13 protein-coding genes and 1 pseudogene are annotated in these 18,171 nt (G+C 58.7%); 10 read left to right on the top strand and 4 right to left on the bottom strand.

Annotation, left to right across the window (positions count from 1 at the left end; all coding sequences use genetic code 11):
* Nucleotides 1-52: 52 nt before the first annotated feature.
* Complete coding sequence (gene acnD, locus I9H09_RS15265; protein ID WP_122346454.1) at nucleotides 53-2,644, top strand: Fe/S-dependent 2-methylisocitrate dehydratase AcnD; 2,592 nt, start codon at nucleotides 53-55, stop codon at nucleotides 2,642-2,644.
* A gap of 215 nt (nucleotides 2,645-2,859) precedes the next feature.
* Entirely contained in the window at nucleotides 2,860-4,050 is a 1,191-nt protein-coding gene (gene prpF, locus I9H09_RS15260) for a 2-methylaconitate cis-trans isomerase PrpF (protein ID WP_122311420.1), read from the top strand.
* Between the two features lie 5 nt (nucleotides 4,051-4,055).
* Here the strand turns inward: prpF and ppsR are convergent, their stop codons facing one another.
* Entirely contained in the window at nucleotides 4,056-4,874 is an 819-nt protein-coding gene (ppsR, locus tag I9H09_RS15255; protein ID WP_003347114.1) for a posphoenolpyruvate synthetase regulatory kinase/phosphorylase PpsR, read from the bottom strand.
* 191 nt (nucleotides 4,875-5,065) lie between these two features.
* Between ppsR and ppsA the strand changes: the two genes are divergently transcribed.
* The 8 genes from ppsA (at nucleotide 5,066) to I9H09_RS15215 (ending at nucleotide 13,158) form a co-directional block, all read left to right on the top strand.
* A complete protein-coding gene (gene ppsA, locus I9H09_RS15250; protein ID WP_024669777.1) occupies nucleotides 5,066-7,441 on the top strand; it encodes a phosphoenolpyruvate synthase in 2,376 nt (791 codons plus the stop codon).
* 145 nt (nucleotides 7,442-7,586) lie between these two features.
* A complete protein-coding gene (locus I9H09_RS15245; protein WP_024691027.1) occupies nucleotides 7,587-8,579 on the top strand; it encodes an alpha/beta fold hydrolase in 993 nt (330 codons plus the stop codon).
* A gap of 101 nt (nucleotides 8,580-8,680) precedes the next feature.
* The gene (gene rraA / locus I9H09_RS15240; RefSeq protein ID WP_005897464.1) at nucleotides 8,681-9,169 is read left to right on the top strand and encodes a ribonuclease E activity regulator RraA; all 489 of its coding nucleotides are present in this window, start codon (nucleotides 8,681-8,683) and stop codon (nucleotides 9,167-9,169) included.
* 11 nt (nucleotides 9,170-9,180) lie between these two features.
* Nucleotides 9,181-10,176 (top strand): zinc transporter ZntB, encoded by a 996-nt coding sequence (locus tag I9H09_RS15235; protein ID WP_005897466.1) that lies wholly within the window; start codon nucleotides 9,181-9,183, stop codon nucleotides 10,174-10,176.
* Between the two features lie 86 nt (nucleotides 10,177-10,262).
* Nucleotides 10,263-10,517 (top strand): hypothetical protein, encoded by a 255-nt coding sequence (locus I9H09_RS15230; protein ID WP_005897468.1) that lies wholly within the window; start codon nucleotides 10,263-10,265, stop codon nucleotides 10,515-10,517.
* Nucleotides 10,518-10,519: 2 nt separating this feature from the next.
* Nucleotides 10,520-11,344 carry a mechanosensitive ion channel family protein gene (locus I9H09_RS15225; protein ID WP_005897472.1) on the top strand — a complete coding sequence of 275 codons (825 nt, stop codon included), beginning with the start codon at nucleotides 10,520-10,522 and terminating at the stop codon, nucleotides 11,342-11,344.
* Between the two features lie 83 nt (nucleotides 11,345-11,427).
* Entirely contained in the window at nucleotides 11,428-12,018 is a 591-nt protein-coding gene (sigX, locus tag I9H09_RS15220) for an RNA polymerase sigma factor SigX (RefSeq protein WP_005897476.1), read from the top strand.
* Nucleotides 12,019-12,123: 105 nt separating this feature from the next.
* Nucleotides 12,124-13,158, top strand: a complete 1,035-nt coding sequence (locus I9H09_RS15215) for an OmpA family protein (RefSeq protein WP_005897479.1) — start codon at nucleotides 12,124-12,126, stop codon at nucleotides 13,156-13,158.
* Between the two features lie 78 nt (nucleotides 13,159-13,236).
* Here I9H09_RS15215 and cobA read toward each other — a convergent pair whose 3' ends face one another.
* The 3 genes and pseudogenes from cobA to I9H09_RS15200 form a co-directional block, all read right to left on the bottom strand.
* Nucleotides 13,237-14,001, bottom strand: coding sequence for a uroporphyrinogen-III C-methyltransferase (gene cobA / locus I9H09_RS15210; protein WP_005897482.1), 765 nt, complete (start codon nucleotides 13,999-14,001; stop codon nucleotides 13,237-13,239).
* Nucleotides 14,002-14,011: 10 nt separating this feature from the next.
* Nucleotides 14,012-16,732, bottom strand: a complete 2,721-nt coding sequence (locus I9H09_RS15205) for a nitrate reductase (protein WP_236502410.1) — start codon at nucleotides 16,730-16,732, stop codon at nucleotides 14,012-14,014.
* Nucleotides 16,733-16,752: 20 nt separating this feature from the next.
* A pseudogene (locus I9H09_RS15200) lies at nucleotides 16,753-17,958 on the bottom strand (NAD(P)/FAD-dependent oxidoreductase); the annotation flags it as partial.
* Nucleotides 17,959-18,171 lie beyond the last annotated feature (213 nt).

Raw genomic sequence — 18,171 nt, 5'->3', positions numbered from 1 at the left:
CCGCTGATGAGCTTCTCGCCCATATTCCGAACTTTCCGTGAGCGACCCCGCAATGAACAGTGAATATCGCAAACCGCTCCCTGGCACCAGGCTGGACTACTTTGACGCTCATGCGGCTGTCGAAGCGCTTAGCCCCGGGGCCTATGCCACATTGCCGTACACCTCGCGCGTGCTGGCTGAAAACCTTGTGCGCCGCTGTGATCCTGCGACGCTGAACGCTTCACTGACTCAGCTTATCGAGCGCAAGCGTGATCTGGATTTCCCCTGGTTTCCAGCAAGAGTGGTCTGCCATGACATTCTCGGCCAGACCGCACTGGTGGACCTCGCCGGGTTGCGCGATGCGATTGCTTCCCAGGGCGGTGATCCGGCGCTGGTCAACCCGGTGGTGCCGGTTCAACTGATCGTCGATCATTCGCTGGCCGTCGAGGCAGACGGCAACGACCCGCAAGCGCTGGCGAAGAACCGCGCCATCGAGGATCGTCGCAACGAAGACCGTTTTCATTTCATTGACTGGACCAAACTGGCGTTCAAGAACGTTGAAGTGATCCCGCCGGGCAACGGCATCATGCACCAGATCAACCTGGAGAAAATGTCCCCGGTGGTGCAGGTGCTTGATGGCGTGGCGTTCCCCGACACGCTGGTCGGCACTGACAGCCACACGCCGCACGTCGATGCACTGGGCGTGATCGCCATCGGCGTCGGTGGGCTCGAGGCCGAAAACGTGATGCTTGGTCGCGCCTCGTGGATGCGCCTGCCGGACATCATTGGCGTTGAACTCACGGGCCGCCGCCAGCCGGGCATTACCGCTACCGATGTGGTGCTGGCCCTGACCGAATACCTGCGCCAGCAGAAGGTCGTCGGCGCGTACCTTGAGTTCTACGGTGCTGGTGCCTCGAGCCTGACCCTTGGCGACCGGGCTACGATTTCCAACATGGCGCCGGAATATGGCGCAACAGCGGCGATGTTCTCCATCGACTCGCAAACCATCGATTACCTGCGCCTTACTGGCCGTGAGGACGAGCAGGTCAAGCTGGTCGAACTCTACGCCCGGCATACGGGGCTTTGGTCGGACAACCTGAGCGAGGTCGAATATGAGCGGGTGTTGAGCTTCGATCTGTCCAGTGTGGTACGCAATATGGCCGGGCCGTCCAACCCGCACGCGCGGGTGGCCACAGCTGATCTGGCCGCCAGGGGTATTGCCGGGAAGTGGGAAGAAGTGCCAGGGCAGATGCCGGATGGCGCGGTGATCATCGCTGCGATCACCAGTTGCACCAACACCAGCAACCCGCGCAATGTGATTGCGGCGGGCCTGCTGGCGCGCAATGCCAACCGGCTGGGGCTCAACCGCAAACCGTGGGTGAAATCCTCGCTGGCTCCCGGCTCGAAAACCGTTGCACTGTATCTGGATGCCGCCGGGCTGACCTCCGAGCTGGAGCAGTTGGGTTTCGGTGTGGTGGCATTTGCCTGCACCACCTGCAACGGTATGTCCGGATCACTTGACCCTCTGATACAGCAGGAAATCATTGACCGTGACCTGTACGCCACGGCGGTGTTGTCCGGCAATCGTAACTTTGATGGGCGCATACACCCTTATGCCAAGCAGGCGTTTCTGGCTTCTCCGCCATTGGTCGTGGCTTACGCCATCGCCGGCACCATTCGTTTTGACATAGAAAACGACGTGCTGGGTGTCGCCGATAGCAAAGAGATCCGCCTCAAGGATATCTGGCCGAGCGACGAGGAAATCGACGCGGTGGTGCAGGCGTCGGTCAAGCCGGAACAATTTCGCCAGGTGTATATCCCGATGTTCGCCATCGACGAACACACCGGGCCGAAAGTTGAGCCGCTGTATGACTGGCGTCCGATGAGCACATACATTCGTCGTCCGCCCTATTGGGAGGGCGCGCTGGCCGGAGAGCGCACACTTAAAGGCATGCGCCCGCTGGCAGTGCTGCCGGACAACATCACCACTGATCACCTGTCGCCGTCCAACGCGATCATGCTCGACAGCGCAGCGGGTGAATACCTGGCGAAAATGGGCTTGCCTGAGGAGGATTTCAACTCTTACGCGACCCACCGTGGCGATCATCTCACCGCTCAGCGTGCGACCTTTGCCAACCCGCAGTTGGTCAACGAGATGGCCGTGATCGACGGCAAGGTGAAAAAAGGCTCGCTGACCCGCATCGAGCCGGAAGGTCAGGTCACGCGTATGTGGGAGGCCATTGAAACCTACATGGCCCGCAAGCAACCGCTGATCATCATTGCCGGTGCCGACTACGGCCAGGGCTCATCCCGCGACTGGGCCGCCAAGGGCGTAAGGCTGGCGGGCGTCGAGGCCATCGCAGCAGAAGGGTTCGAACGCATTCACCGGACCAATCTGGTCGGTATGGGTGTGTTGCCACTGGAATTCAAACCGGGCACCAACCGCCTGACACTGGGCATCGATGGCAGCGAAACTTACGACGTGATCGGCCAGCGCACGCCGCGTGCGACGTTGACGCTGGTGATCCAGCGCAGGAATGGTGAGTGCGTCGAGGTGCCGGTTACCTGCCGCCTTGACACCGCCGAAGAGCTTTCCATCTACGAAGCTGGCGGCGTATTGCAGCGTTTTGCCCAGGATTTTCTGGAGGCTACGACCGTGGCTTGATCGTCCCTCATGCGCAGCGTCCGCTCTTGAATGTGCAGTGCAGCGCAAGATCTGTGACGCGCAGCGTCACGCAAGGCATTCCCGCGCTGGAGTGTGAGGAACGATAGGCGTGAAAAAACACTATCGTGCCCATGCTCCTCGTGGGCATGCAGTTCTGGACGCTACGCGTCCTACTTTGAGCGCTCAACGCGCTTTTCGAACAGGACAACGAATTCATGCCTCACTCACCACAGATCCGAATCCCTGCGACCTACATGCGCGGGGGCACCAGCAAGGGTGTTTTCTTCAGGCTGGCCGACCTGCCGCAAGATGCACAAACGCCCGGTCCTGCTCGTGATGCACTGTTGCTGCGGGTGATCGGCAGCCCCGACCCCTATGAAAAACAGATCGACGGCATGGGCGGGGCGACTTCCAGTACCAGCAAAACGGTCATTGTGTCGCACAGCAGAAAGCCTGATCACGATGTCGACTACCTGTTTGGTCAGGTCTCCATCGACCAGCCCTTCATCGACTGGAGCGGCAATTGCGGCAACCTATCGGCAGCTGTGGGTTCGTTCGCCATCGCCAGTGGTCTGGTTGACCTTGGCCGTGTACCGCAGGACGGCATCGCTGTCGTGCGTATCTGGCAGGCCAATATCAGCAAGACCATTATTGCTCATGTGCCGATCAGCAAGGGTGAGGTGCAGGAAACCGGCGATTTCGAACTGGACGGCGTGACCTTCCCTGCGGCTGAGGTGCAACTTGAGTTTCTCGACCCGGCGGCGGACGAAGAGGGCGCGGGCGGGGCGATGTTCCCTACCGGCAATCTGGTCGATGACCTGCAGGTGCCTGGGGTCGGTACGCTCAAGGCAACCCTGATCAACGCAGGCATCCCGACCATCTTCGTCAATGCCGCAGATATCGGCTACACCGGTATCGAGTTGCAAGGCGATATCAATGGCGACCCACTGGCGCTTGCCCGGCTGGAAACCATTCGTGCCTACGGCGCCTTGCGTATGGGCCTGATTCGCACGCTTGATGAAGCTGGCACGCGCCAGCACACGCCCAAAGTGGCTTTTGTCGCGGCACCGGCCGATTACGTCTCTTCCAGTGGCAAGCCTGTCGCAGCGCGGGACATCGACCTGCTGGTGCGTGCCGTGTCGATGGGCAAACTGCACCACGCGATGATGGGCACTGCGGCGGTAGCGATCGGCACTGCGGCGGCTATCCCCGGCACTCTGGTGAACCTGGCCGCTGGTGGCGAGGCGCGTGATGCGGTCCGTTTCGGCCACCCGTCAGGCACGCTGCGGGTCGGCGCTCAGGCGCAACAGGTTGGCAGCGAGTGGAAAGTCACCAAGGCGATCATGAGCCGCAGCGCCAGAACGCTGATGGAAGGCTGGGTACGCGTGCCTCCTGCGGGGGAATGAACGACTTATTTGAAGCGTCGCTCGACACCTTTTTCGACCAGTACCTTGGCAGAAATCTCCTCCACCGAAAAGTGCGTGGAGTTGATGTGCGCAATGTTCTCGCGGCGGAACAGGCTTTCCACCTCGCGCACTTCGAATTCGCACTGTGCATAGCTTGAATAACGACTGTTGGGCTTGCGCTCATGGCGGATCGCGGTAAGACGGTCCGGGTCGATGGTCAGGCCAAACAGCTTTTCGCGGTGTTGCTTGAGCGCCGCCGGCAGTTGCAGCCGCTCCATGTCGTCCTCGGTCAACGGATAGTTGGCCGCCCGAATGCCGAACTGCATGGCCATGTACAGGCAGGTCGGGGTTTTGCCGCAGCGCGAAACGCCCACCAGGATGATGTCGGCCTTGTCGTAATAATGCGTACGCGCGCCATCGTCGTTATCCAGCGCAAAATTGACCGCTTCGATGCGCTCCATGTAATTGGAGTTATGCCCGATGGAGTGCGATTTGCCCACTGAATACGAGGAGTGTGAACTAAGCTCCTGCTCCAGCGGCGCCAAAAAGGTCGAGAAGATATCAATCATGAAGCCGTTCGACGTCGCCAGAATCTCGCGAATGTCCTGATTGACGATGGTGTCGAAGATGATCGGGCGGACATCGTCCTTGTCGGCGGCGTTGTTGATTTGTTGTACCATCGCTCGCGCCTTCTCGACGCTGTCGATATAGGGCCTGGTGAACTTGTTGAATGTAATGTTTTCAAATTGTGCCAACAGGCTTTGCCCCAGGGTTTCGGCAGTGATACCGGTACCGTCCGAGATGAAGAAAGCAGATCGTTTCATTTTTGCCCTGGCCTTAAGCAGTTGACGAATTCTGGCTATCATAGGCGTGCTTGCCTGCCCGTAGGGCTGCAGGCGCACCTTTTTTGAATGTTCAGGCTTGCGCCCGACCAGACACGCCCGAGGCCACGATGCACGTGGCCCGGGTGCATGAGCTTTTCCCAACAACAAACATAGTTAGTGGAGAGATCACCTTGGTAGAGTACGTAGTTTCCCTCGATAAGCTCGGCGTCCATGATGTAGAGCATGTGGGGGGCAAAAACTCGTCCCTCGGCGAGATGATCAGCAACCTCGCGGGCGCTGGTGTTTCGGTACCCGGTGGCTTCGCAACTACGGCCCAGGCTTATCGTGACTTTCTCGAACTCAGCGGCCTGAATGATCAGATCCATGCGGCGCTTGATGCCCTTGATGTCGATGACGTCAACGCTTTGGCCCGTACCGGCGCGCAGATTCGTCAGTGGATCATGGAAGCCGAGTTCCCCGAGAAGCTCAACGCCGAGATCCGCACCGCCTTCGCCGAACTGTCTGCAGGCAACCCGAATCTGGCCGTGGCAGTGCGCTCGTCCGCTACTGCTGAAGACCTGCCCGACGCGTCCTTTGCCGGTCAGCAGGAAACCTTCCTTAATATCCGTGGCGTCGAGAACGTGATTCGTGCCGCCAAGGAAGTCTTTGCTTCGCTGTTCAACGACCGGGCTATTTCCTACCGCGTGCATCAGGGCTTCGACCACAAACTGGTGGCGCTGTCGGCGGGTGTGCAGCGCATGGTGCGCTCTGAAACCGGCACGGCAGGCGTGATGTTCACCCTGGACACCGAGTCCGGTTTCCGCGATGTGGTGTTCATTACCGGCGCCTACGGCCTGGGCGAAACCGTTGTACAGGGCGCAGTCAACCCCGACGAGTTCTACGTCCACAAAGACACGCTGGCTGCCGGCCGTCCTGCGATTCTGCGTCGCAACCTGGGCAGCAAAGCCATCAAAATGATTTATGGCGAAGAAGCCAAGGCCGGGCGATCGGTCAAGGTGATCGACGTCGAGCCTGCCGATCGGGCGCGTTTCTGCCTGACCGATGCCGAAGTGTCCGAACTGGCCAAGCAGGCGATGATCATCGAGAAGCACTACAAGTGCCCGATGGACATTGAATGGGCCAAGGACGGTGACGATGGCAAGCTGTACATCGTGCAGGCACGCCCTGAAACCGTGAAGAGCCGTGCCTCGGCCAATGTCATGGAACGTTACCTGCTCAAGGAGACCGGCAAGGTGCTCGTCGAAGGCCGCGCGATCGGCCAGCGCATTGGTGCAGGCAAGGTGCGCATCATCAAGGACGTGTCCGAAATGGACAAGGTCCAGCCCGGCGATGTACTGGTGTCGGACATGACCGACCCGGACTGGGAGCCGGTCATGAAGCGTGCAAGCGCAATTGTCACCAATCGTGGCGGGCGTACCTGCCATGCCGCGATCATTGCCCGCGAGCTCGGCATTCCGGCAGTCGTGGGTTGCGGCAATGCCACTCAGACCTTGCAGGACGGCCAGGGCGTGACCGTTTCGTGCGCCGAAGGCGATACCGGTTACATCTTCGAAGGCGAACTGGGTTTCGACATCAAGACCAATTCGGTCGATGCCATGCCCGATCTGCCATTCAAGATCATGATGAACGTCGGCAACCCGGACCGGGCTTTCGATTTCGCTCAGTTGCCCAACGCCGGCGTCGGCCTGGCGCGCCTTGAATTCATCATCAACCGCATGATCGGCGTGCACCCCAAGGCACTTCTGAACTACTCGCTGCTGCCCCCGGAAATCAAGGACAGCGTCGACAAGCGCATTGCCGGTTACGATGACCCGGTCGGTTTCTACGTCGAGAAACTGGTCGAGGGCATCAGCACGCTGGCAGCCGCCTTTACGCCGAAAAAGGTCATCGTGCGCCTGTCGGACTTCAAGTCTAACGAGTACGCCAACCTGATCGGCGGCAAGCTTTACGAGCCTGAGGAAGAAAACCCGATGCTGGGTTTCCGTGGCGCTTCGCGTTATATCAGCGAAAACTTCCGCGACTGTTTCGAACTGGAATGCCGTGCGCTCAAGCGTGTACGCGAAGAGATGGGCCTGACCAACGTTGAAATCATGGTGCCGTTCGTGCGCACCCTGGGTGAGGCGAGTCAGGTTATCGACCTGCTGGCGGCCAACGGCCTGAAACGCGGCGAGAACGGCCTGCGCATTATCATGATGTGTGAATTGCCGTCCAATGCGATTCTGGCTGAAGAGTTCCTCGAGTACTTCGATGGCTTCTCCATCGGCTCCAACGACCTGACTCAGCTGACACTTGGTCTGGATCGTGACTCCGGGGTCATCGCTCATCTGTTCGACGAACGTAACCCGGCAGTCAAGAAGCTGCTGTCCAACGCCATTCAGGCCTGTAACAAGGCTGGCAAGTACATCGGTATCTGCGGCCAAGGGCCTTCCGACCACCCGGATCTGGCGCGCTGGCTGATGGATCAAGGTATCGAGAGCGTATCGCTCAACCCTGATTCTGTGCTGGAGACCTGGTTCTTCCTGGCCGAGGCGCAGGCGCCGGTCTGATGTGACGCGTCAACTGCCTGAGCCGTCATGTGCATCAGGTGTTTGAAAGAGGCGGTTTCTTCGGAAGCCGCCTTTTTTATGGCGTGCCACGAACGCGCCCGAATGCGTGGTGTTATCCAGTCTGTCCAGCCCGATAAAGAGTGATATGCAAAGCAGCAGCCAGCTTTTCCCCGTTGCCTTGATCAGTGCCGAACGTCGTGGTGATCTGGTCGAGGACGTTTATCGTCTCAAGCCTGCCAACAGCCCTGACCCCAGTGTCGAGCTTGTAGTGACCCGCCTCGGGCTGGTCGATCAGCCTGCTGTGCGCGGCGTACCGGTTATTCTGCTGCACGGCAGTTTTTCCAATCGACGCTTCTGGTATTCGCCCAAGGGCATCGGTCTGGGGCCGTATCTGGCCCGTGCCGGTTATGACGTGTGGATCCCGGAGATGCGCGGGCACGGGCTTTCGTCGCGTAACCAGAGCTATCGGTCCAACTGTGTAGCGGACTATGCCCGTTTCGATCTGCCGTCCATTGCCGCATTCGTTGTCGAGCAAAGCGCTCAGGCGCCGCACTGGATAGGGCATTCGCTGGGGGGCATCACCCTGGCAGCGGCGTTGGGTGGCCAGTATCTGGGGCCGCAAACAGCTGCGTCGGTGGCGTTGTTCGGCAGTCAGGTCAGCCGCAGTTACTGGCCGCTGAAAATTCCTCCGCTGCAGTGGTCGGCGCGCCTGTTGCTCCGCTCGTTTGAGCATGTTTCTGGGCCGCGTTTCAAGCGCGGGCCCGAAGACGAGCCGATCGGGCTGGTGCTGGAGAGTCTTCGCTGGCATGGGCTTCTCGGACGCTTTGGCGAGCGCGACAACAACTGGTGGGAAGGGCTCAAATCACTGCAAGTGCCGGTGCTGGCTGTCGCAGCGGCAGGCGATCTGCAGGACCCGGTATGGGCCTGCCGCACGCTATTCGATCAGATTGGCGGGGGCCAGCTCAAGCAGTTTCTCTGCCTGGGGCGCGAACACGGGTTCAGTGAAGACTTCGATCATGTGCAGATGTTGATCAGCAAAACCGCGCAACAACAGGTCTGGCCTCGTGTCATCGAGTGGCTGGAGGCGCGCGCGGTTCCTGAACAGGTCGTGGAGTTTCAGGCCGCAGTGGGCAGTTAGCGGTTAAAGTCGCTATGGTTAGGGTCAGCCGGTCGTGTCTGGCTCACGCTGCCGGACCAGAAACACTCATGAGCCCGAGCCCAATGACAGGAGTTGAACCTATGCATTACATCACCCCCGATCTGTGTGACGCATACCCGGAACAGGTGCAGGTTGTCGAGCCGATGTTCAGCAACTTTGGCGGACGTGATTCGTTTGGCGGCCAGATCGTCACCCTGAAATGTTTCGAAGACAATTCCTTCGTCAAGCAGCAGGTTGAACTCGATGGCAAGGGCAAAGTGCTGGTGGTCGATGGTGGCGGTTCACTGCGATGCGCCTTGTTGGGTGACATGCTCGCTGAAAAAGCCGCAAAGAATGGCTGGGAAGGCGTGGTGATCTACGGTTGTGTGCGCGACGTCGACATGCTCGCCCAGACCGATCTGGGCGTTCAGGCACTGGCCAGTTACCCGAAGCGATCAGAGAAGCGCGGTGAGGGGCAGCTTGACCTGCCAGTGACCTTCGGCGGTGTGACATTCCACCCCGGGGAATACCTGTACGCCGATAACAATGGCATCATCATTTCCTCCTCTCCACTGACCATGCCGGAATAAGCGAAGTATCCATGTTCGATGAAGCAAACGCGCAGTGGGGGCTGGTTCATGCCCTTGTCCTGGACGGTAATGGCGGAGCGCGTTTCATTGCTCGAACCGAATTGCAGGCACTCCAGTTACAGCCGCAGGAAAGCCTGTGGCTGCATTGGGATCGCAGCCACCCGCAGACCCAGACCTGGCTACGCACTGCCAGCGGCCTGAGCGAGTTTGCCTGCGACTTGCTGCTCGAAGAAAACACCCGACCACGCCTGTTGCCGCTGGCCGACCAGGAGCTGCTGCTGTTTTTGCGTGGGGTGAACCTGAACCCTGGCGCCGAGCCTGAAGACATGGTTTCGGTGCGCATATTTGCCGCAGCGCAACGCGTTATTTCGCTGCGCCTGCGCCCGTTGCGCGCCACAGAGGAACTGATCGAACTGCTGGAGCTGGGCAAAGGCCCGAAGAGCGCTTCGGAGCTGATTCTTTACCTTGCGCAATACCTGACCGACAAGGTGCAGGACTTGGTCAGCGAGTTGACAGAGTCTGTCGACGAAGAGGAAGAAAAGTCAGATGTCGACGAACGGTACAGCCCGGAACATGGCAAGTTGTTGCATATTCGCCGTCGCGCAGCAGGCCTGCGCCGTTTTCTGGGGCCGCAGCGTGACATTTATGGTCAGCTTTCGCGGATCAAGCTGTCCTGGTTCGCCCACGACGATGCCGATTACTGGAACGAGCTTAATAATAGCCTGACCCGCTATCTGGAAGAGCTTGAACTGACCCGCGAACGAGTGGGGCTGTTGCTGGAGTCCGAGGATCGGCGCCTGCGCGAGCACATGAACCGCACGATGTACCGTTTCGGTATCATCACCGGGATCTTCCTGCCGATGAGTTTTCTCACCGGTCTGCTGGGCATCAATGTGGGCGGTATTCCTGGCTCCGACAGCGCCTACGGGTTTCTCGTGGCGTGCCTGCTCATCGTCGCGCTGGCAGCGGGGCAGTGGTGGTTGTTCAGGCGTTTACGCTGGGTATGAAGGTCAGCCCTTGTGCTTTTTTGCAGAGGCTGTGTGACTTGTTGTTTTCGCGTCGCGTCTTTGAATGACATTACGTGAGGTGCCTGATGCACGATCCGTTTGAAGAATCTTTACGTGACATGCTCAATTCTTCATCCTCCAGCCGGGATGACGATGCATGTCTGGGACGTGTCCTGAAGACCGCCAACCGCCAGGTCGGTGCTGGTGTGTTATTCGGGCTGTTGGGGCGTTGGTCGGAGGCGTTGATGATCGCTGTCAACAATGGCTCTGCGCACGTCTCTCCCGTTTCTCGCCGCACCGTCGCCGGTGCGCGTTCTGTCGATATCGATAAGGCTGATTGAGCATGGAATTGAATCTCTGGACCCAGAGCCTTCTTGCTGCAATGACCGCATTGTGGACCAAAGTCGCCAACTTCATCCCCAACCTTTTTGGCGCCCTCGTCGTGGTGTTGCTGGGTTTTGTCGTGGCCAAGCTGCTCGACACGCTGCTCTCCAAGCTGCTCGCCAAACTGGGGCTCGACCGTCTGGTAAGCGGCACTGGCCTGACCAAGCTGATCGGCCGCGCCGGCGTCAAGGTGCCTGTGTCGACGCTTATCGGCAAAGTCGTCTACTGGTTTGTGTTACTGATCTTTCTCGTGTCGGCTGCAGAATCGCTTGGTTTGCAGCGTGTTTCCGCAACGCTGGACATGCTGGCGCTGTATCTGCCTAAAGTATTTGGTGCCGCGCTGGTGTTGCTGGTCGGTGTGCTGTTGGCGCAGCTGGTTAACGGCCTGGTCCGGGGTGCCGCTGAAGGCGTCGGAATAGATTATTCAGCAGGCTTGGGACGAATTGCTCAGGGGCTGGTCATAATCATCAGTATCTCGGTGGCGATCAGCCAGCTTGAGGTCAAGACCGACCTGCTGAACCACGTTATCGTGATTGCCTTGATTACCGTTGGTCTGACAGTGGCGCTTGCCCTGGGCCTCGGCAGTCGGGAAATTGCCGGGCAGATCATTGCAGGTATCTATGTGCGCGAACTGTTTCAGGTCGGCCAGCAGGTGCAGATTGGGGATACGGAAGGGCAGATCGAGGAGATCGGTACGGTCAAGACAATACTGCTGACAGAAGAAGGGGAGCTGGTTTCGTTTTCAAACCGTCTCCTGCTTGAGCAGAGAGTGAGCAGCCGTTAAGCGGCTAACCTGCTAATCTATGCCGCCACGCTGCCGATACAGGGCTGTGGCGGACATTGACCTGACTGTCGGCAAGATTTGTTTTGAATAAACCTCAACCGTTTTCGACACGCTACGATCCCCGAGAACTCTCCGATGAGGAGCTGGTTGCGCGGGCCCACGTCGAGCTGTTCAATGTGACGCGGGCGTATGAAGAATTGATGCGTCGTTATCAACGGACACTTTTTAACGTGTGTTCGCGGTATTTAGGGAACGATCGCGATGCTGACGATGTCTGTCAGGAGGTGATGCTTAAAGTGTTGTATGGGTTGAAAAATTTTGAAGGTAAATCTAAATTTAAAACCTGGCTGTACAGCATCACCTACAATGAGTGCATCACGCAGTACAGGAAGGAACGGCGTAAGCGTCGCTTGATGGACGCGCTGAGTCTGGATCCACTTGAGGAAGCGTCGGAAGACAAGACGCCCAAGCCTGAAGAGCGGGGCGGACTCGATCGCTGGCTTGTGTATGTGAACCCGATTGATCGGGAAATTCTGGTGCTGAGATTCGTCGCAGAACTTGAATTCCAGGAGATCGCAGACATCATGCACATGGGCTTGAGCGCAACGAAAATGCGTTACAAGCGGGCGTTAGATAAATTACGAGAGAAATTTGCGGGAATCGCCGAAACTTAATACGGTGCAAATATCTCTTACGAACTGGCAAGGTCTGGTAGACTAGCCGCCGAGTTGTCCCCCTGTGTGGGACTGCTTAATAATCAACAGATGGGGATTTAACGGATGAAACTGAAAAACACCTTGGGCTTGGCCATTGGTACTATTGTTGCCGCAACTTCGTTCGGCGCTCTGGCTCAAGGCCAAGGCGCAGTCGAAATCGAAGGCTTCGCCAAGAAAGAGTATTACGATAGCGATCGTAATTTCAAAAACGACGGCAACCTGTTCGGCGGCTCCGTTGGTTACTTCCTGACAGACGACGTTGAACTGCGTCTGGGCTACGACGAAGTCCACAACGTCCGTAGCGACAGTGGCAAGAACATCAAGGGCGCAGATACCGCTCTGGACGCTCTGTACCACTTCAACAACCCAGGTGACATGCTGCGTCCTTACCTGTCTGCCGGTTTCTCTGACCAAAGCATCGGTCAAGACGCTCGCAACGGCCGTGACGGTTCGACCTTCGCCAACATCGGCGGCGGCGCCAAGCTGTACTTCACTGACAACTTCTATGCCCGTGCAGGCGTTGAAGCTCAGTACAACATCGACCAAGGCAACACCGAGTGGGCGCCAAGCGTCGGTATCGGCGTAAACTTCGGCGGTGGCAGCAAGAAAGTAGAAGCCGCACCAGCTCCAGTAGCTGAAGTGTGCTCCGACAGCGACAACGACGGCGTGTGCGACAACGTTGACAAGTGCCCAGACACCCCAGCCAACGTAACTGTTGACGCTGATGGCTGCCCGGCAGTTGCTGAAGTGGTTCGTGTTGAGCTGGACGTGAAGTTCGACTTCAACAAGTCTGTTGTCAAGCCTAACAGCTACGGCGACATCAAGAACCTCGCTGACTTCATGCAGCAGTACCCATCCACCACCACTACTGTTGAAGGTCACACTGACTCCGTCGGTCCTGACGCTTACAACCAGAAACTGTCCGAGCGTCGTGCAAACGCCGTTAAACAGGTTCTGGTTAACCAGTACGGTGTTGGCGCTGGCCGCGTAAACTCGGTTGGTTACGGCGAATCCCGCCCAGTTGCTGATAACGCAACTGAAGCTGGTCGTGCAGTTAACCGTCGCGTAGAAGCACAAGTAGAAGCTCAAGCTAAGTAATTAGCCCGCTTGTACTGAAAAGCCCGGCTTAGGCCGGGCTTTTCTTTGCCTGCGATTCGAGCAGGTGTTGCGTCTGGCTCAACCTGTTTGCAGTTGCGGGAGGTGCTGCGCAAGTGTCTGATTCAAGCTTTCGTTGTTGCAGGCAGCGACTGCGCCTATCACCAGAATGGCAGGGCTTTTCAGCTCGAAGGTGGCTGCATCTTCCTGCATGGCGCTCAACGTGCTGCGGCATTCGCGCTGCCAGGGCAGTGAAGCGTTCTCGATCATTGCTACCGGCATCTCGCCGGTCATTCCGCCTCTCAGCAGGTTTTCGCGAATCTGTGCAAGCTTTGCCACACCCATGTAAATCACCAGCGTAGTGCCGCCTTGGGCAAGTGCCTGCCAGTTCAGGCTGCTGTCGTCCTGAGTATGGGCGGTTACCAGTGTCACGCCACGGCTGATCCCACGCAGGGTCAGTGAAATACCACACTGAGTTGCACCGGCAAGGCCCGCCGTAATGCCGTTGACCAGCTCGACCGCCACACCATGCGCTTGCAGCCACTGCGCTTCTTCGCCGCCACGCCCGAAGATGCACGGGTCACCGCCTTTCAGGCGCACGACGCATTTGCCCTGACGCACGTAAAGCAGCATCAGACGATGAATGAAAGCCTGCGGTGTCGAACGGCAACCACCCCGTTTGCCAACGGCGATCACCCGCGCCTGAGGGCAGTGCTCGAGTACGTCGGTATTGACCAGGTCGTCGATCAATACCACGTCGGCTTCACGCAATGCCCTAACTGCCTTGAGGGTCAGCAATTCAGGGTCTCCGGGGCCTGCGCCTACCAGCCATACTTTTGCGCTCATGCTGTCTTCCTCATTCGGTCACTGCCACGGTGTTAATCAGTCTTTTTATTTCAGGGACACACGAACCGCACTGGGTTCCGCATCCCAATTGCTTCTTGAGTTGGTCGAGATCCAGGCCGCGTGCGATGCCGCCCATCACGCTGCGCTGGCTGACGTTCATGCAGTTGCACAAGGTATTGTCACGATGTTGCGACGCGTCTTTGCCAGGCTGGCTGCTCAATGGTGCCAGTAGCCAGCGCCGCACGGAGTCGTCTACACGCTCTTCCAGCCAAAGTGTCTGCAGCCAGTGTCGGGCAAGTGTTTCACCAGCTAGACGGACGCCAATGATGCGCTGATCGTCGATTCTTATCCGCTTGCCAATAGCCTGCCGAGGATCGTCGTAAGCCATGACCGGTCCGGCGTCGAGGCCCAGCACACGATCGATTTCGTGCAACAGCATCGGGTCTGGCGCTACGCTGCTGGCGGCGTTCACGATCAGCGCAGGCCGATCACGCCCCGTCAGGTTCATGCTCAGGTAAGCGAACCCATTGCACAGCGGCCGCAGTTGTTCCATGCGCTGCTGTACATTGCCCTCGATCAGGGCGAAAAACCGCCAGGGTAGCCTGGCCTTTTCGATTCTCACCCCGGAGTGTTTTAGTTCCGGTTGTTTCGAAACTGCGTCGAACGCTGGCTGGGTGAGGATATTCACGCCACCCTTGAGGAACCGGTCACCCCAGTGCATGGGCAAGAAGGCCTGCCCAGGCAAAAGGTTTTCATCGCAACTTACTGGCAGCAACAATTCGCCGCGGCGGCTGATAAGCCTGACCAGATCACCGGTTTGCACCTCATGATCTTGCATGTCCTGCAGGTTGAGGCCCAGTGTTGCTTCGCTGACATGGCCAAACAGTCGGGCGGCGGTGCCGGTGCGGCTCATGCCGTGCCAGTGATCGCGCAGCCTGCCAGTGTTGAGTGTCAGCGGGTATTCTGCGTCGCGCAGCTCGCGGGCGGCGACATATGGTTCTGACAGAAATTGCGCACGACCCGAAGCGGTCGGGAAAATGCCATCGGTGTAAAGCCGGGATGTACCCTCGCGGGCGCCCGTCGGATAAGGCCACTGTTGCGGGCCTTGCTGGTCGATCAGTTCGCGGCTTATCCCTGAAAGGTCCAGGTCACGCCCGACAGTCAGCCCTTTGAACTCGTCGAACAACGCTTTTGGGGTCGGAAAATCAAACAGTGCAGGGGCGTCTGGCTGTAGGCGCTTCTGCAGGCGCTGAGCGAAATCTACAGTGATCGCCCAGTCCGGGCGCGCTTCACCGGGCGCTTGAATGGCTTTGCGCACGTTGGAAATGCGTCGCTCCGAGTTAGTGACGGTGCCTTCTTTCTCGCCCCAGCTGGCTGCGGGCAGCAGCAGGTCGGCAAAGCGCGCGGTTTCGGTGGTCTTGAACGCCTCCTGAAGCACTACGAACGGGCAGGTTTCCAATGCCTGCCGGATTTTGTTCTGATCGGGCAGAGATTGTGCCGGGTTGGTGCAGGCAATCCACAATGCCTTGATCTTGCCGTTCTGCAGTTGCTCGAACAGTTCGATGGCGGACAGGCCGGGATTGGCCGGCAGGCTGTCGACGCCCCAGTACGCGGCAACCTCGGCACGATGGGCGGGGTTGGCAGCGTCGCGATGGCCAGGCAGTAGATTGGACAGGCTGCCGGTTTCGCGTCCGCCCATCGCATTCGGCTGACCAGTCAGTGAGAAAGGGCCTGCGCCGGGACGGCCAATCTGCCCGGTTGCCAGGTGCAGATTGATCAGCGCGCTGTTCTTGGCAGTGCCCGCAGTGGATTGATTCAGGCCCATGCACCACAACGATAAAAAGCTCGGCGACTCGCCAATCCAGCGTGCGCAGGTATACAGCTGGTCCTGAGTAATGCCGCAGAGAGTCGCCACATAGGCGGGCGGGTATTCACCTGCCAGCGTGGCCAACGCCTCATAACCTTCTGTGTGCGCGGCGATAAAGCTCGGGTCGATCAGGCGCTCGTTCATCAACACATGCAGGATGCCGTGAAACAGCGCGACGTCGGTACCCGGCTGAATGGCCAGGTGCAGGTCTGCGAGCTCGCAAGTGTCGGTGCGTCGTGGGTCGATGACGATGAGTTTCATGTGCGGTCGGCGGCTTTTCGCTTCTTCCAGGCGCCTGAACAGGACCGGGTGCGCGTAGGCCATGTTACTGCCGACAATCATCACGCAATCGCTCTGTTCGATATCTTCGTAATTGCAGGGGGGCGCGTCGGCTCCCAGGCTGCGTTTGTAGCCAGCGACTGCCGACGACATACACAGCCGCGAATTGCTGTCGATGTTGTTGGTGCCGATCAGCGCGCGGGCCAACTTGTTGAAGGCGTAGTAATCCTCGGTCAGCAACTGGCCCGAAATATAGAACGCGACGCTGTCGGGGCCATGCTCGCGGATGCAGTCTGCGAACACGCTGGCAGCGTGATCCAGTGCGGTGTCCCAGTCAGTCACGCCGCGCGCCAGTTCCTTGCTCAGGCGCAGCTCCGGGTACAACGCACGCGCGTCGATGTCGCCTGTCAGGTGCAGGCTGGAGCCCTTGCTACACAGTTTGCCGAAATTGGCCGGATGCGTCGGGTCGCCGCTGACAGCGAGAATCTTCTGACCGTCATGTTCGATCAGCACGCCACAGCCGACCCCGCAATAGCAGCACGTGGACGCTGTGATCTGACTGGAGGGAATGGCCAGGCTGGTCATGCGCAAGCAGCCTCGGTAGCGGCGGGCTGGCCGAACATCAGGTGGTTGCGGATCGCTGCAATACCCTGGCCATCGCGAATCTGCTGCAAGTACCAGCTGCCGTCTGCAGTGTCACCGTACAGGCAGGCGCCGACCAGAATGTCGTTCTTGATCACCAGTTTTTTGTAGACCCCGCTGATGGGGTCGGAGAGCGTGATGCTTTCCGTGCCTTCGCCGCCGAGAAAGTCGCCGGCTGAAAACAGATCAATCCCGGTGACTTTCAACTTGGTCGAGGTGACAGAACCGGGATAGCGCGCAAAACCTAGCTGTGCCAAGTGATTGGCGCAGACTCGGGCCTGTTCGAACAAAGGTGCAACCAAGCCATAGGCAATACCGCGATGGCTGACGCACTCGCCAATCGCGTAAATGCGCGGGTCATAGGTCTGCAACGTGTCGTTGACCAGAATCCCCCGATTACAAGGCAGTCCGGCCTGTTCGGCCAGTTCAGTGTTGGGCCTTATGCCTGCGGCCATGACCACCAGGTCGGCATCTATCACATCGCCGTTCTTGAACTGCACCGCTCGCACACGGCCCTGATCGTCACCCAGCAAAGCCTCGGTCTGCTCATCGAGGCGAAAGCTCAGGCCGCGCCGTTGCAGTGCTGCTTGAAGCATCAGCCCGCTGGTCTTGTCCAGTTGGCGTTCCAGCAGGGTCTGCCCGTTGTGAACGACCGTAACCTGCATGCCGCGCAGGCTCAGACCGTTGGCAGCTTCCAGTCCGAGCAGGCCGCCGCCGATGACCATTGCACGCCTGTGCGTGACGGCGGTGTCGATCATCTGCCGGGTATGGCTGATGTCGCGGTAACCGATGACGCCTTGCAGCGTGTTGCCGGGGATAGGCAGGATAAAAGGCCGCGAGCCGGTGGCGATGAGCAGCCGGTCGTAACGCGCTTCAGTACCATCGTCGGCGATCACCAGGCGTTTTATGCGATCGATCTTCACTACCCGGCGATTGAGCAATAACTGGATACCATTGGTTTCGTACCAGTCCAGGTCGTTGAGCACGATGTCTTCGAAGTTCTGCTCGCCTGCCAATACCGGGGACAACAGGATACGGTTGTAGTTGGGGTGCGGTTCGGCGCCAAAGACCGTGATGTCGTACAGGTCTTCGCTCAACTTCAGTAGCTCTTCGAGGGTGCGCACGCCGGCCATGCCGTTGCCAATCATCACCAGTTTGATTTTTTTCATCTTGCCTCCGAGTCGCCAGAACGCGCTCGACACAGTGTGCGCAAACAAAAAAAGGCGTCCCGTCAGTTGCCTGACAGGGACGCCTTTGTCCGGTCCCGTTATCTCGGGAAACGCATCCTTCATCGTTGAAGGCTGCGCGTTATGAATCATCTGAAAAAAGAACATGCAGCGCTTGTGCCAACTATCGGGCGCTAGTGGGGCTGGGGTTTTTGG

Source organism: Pseudomonas tremae (assembly GCF_023278125.1).
GTDB lineage: Bacteria > Pseudomonadota > Gammaproteobacteria > Pseudomonadales > Pseudomonadaceae > Aquipseudomonas > Aquipseudomonas tremae.
The sequence above is the reverse complement of the archived record's forward strand: the minus strand, read 5'-3'. Positions and strand labels throughout refer to the sequence as shown.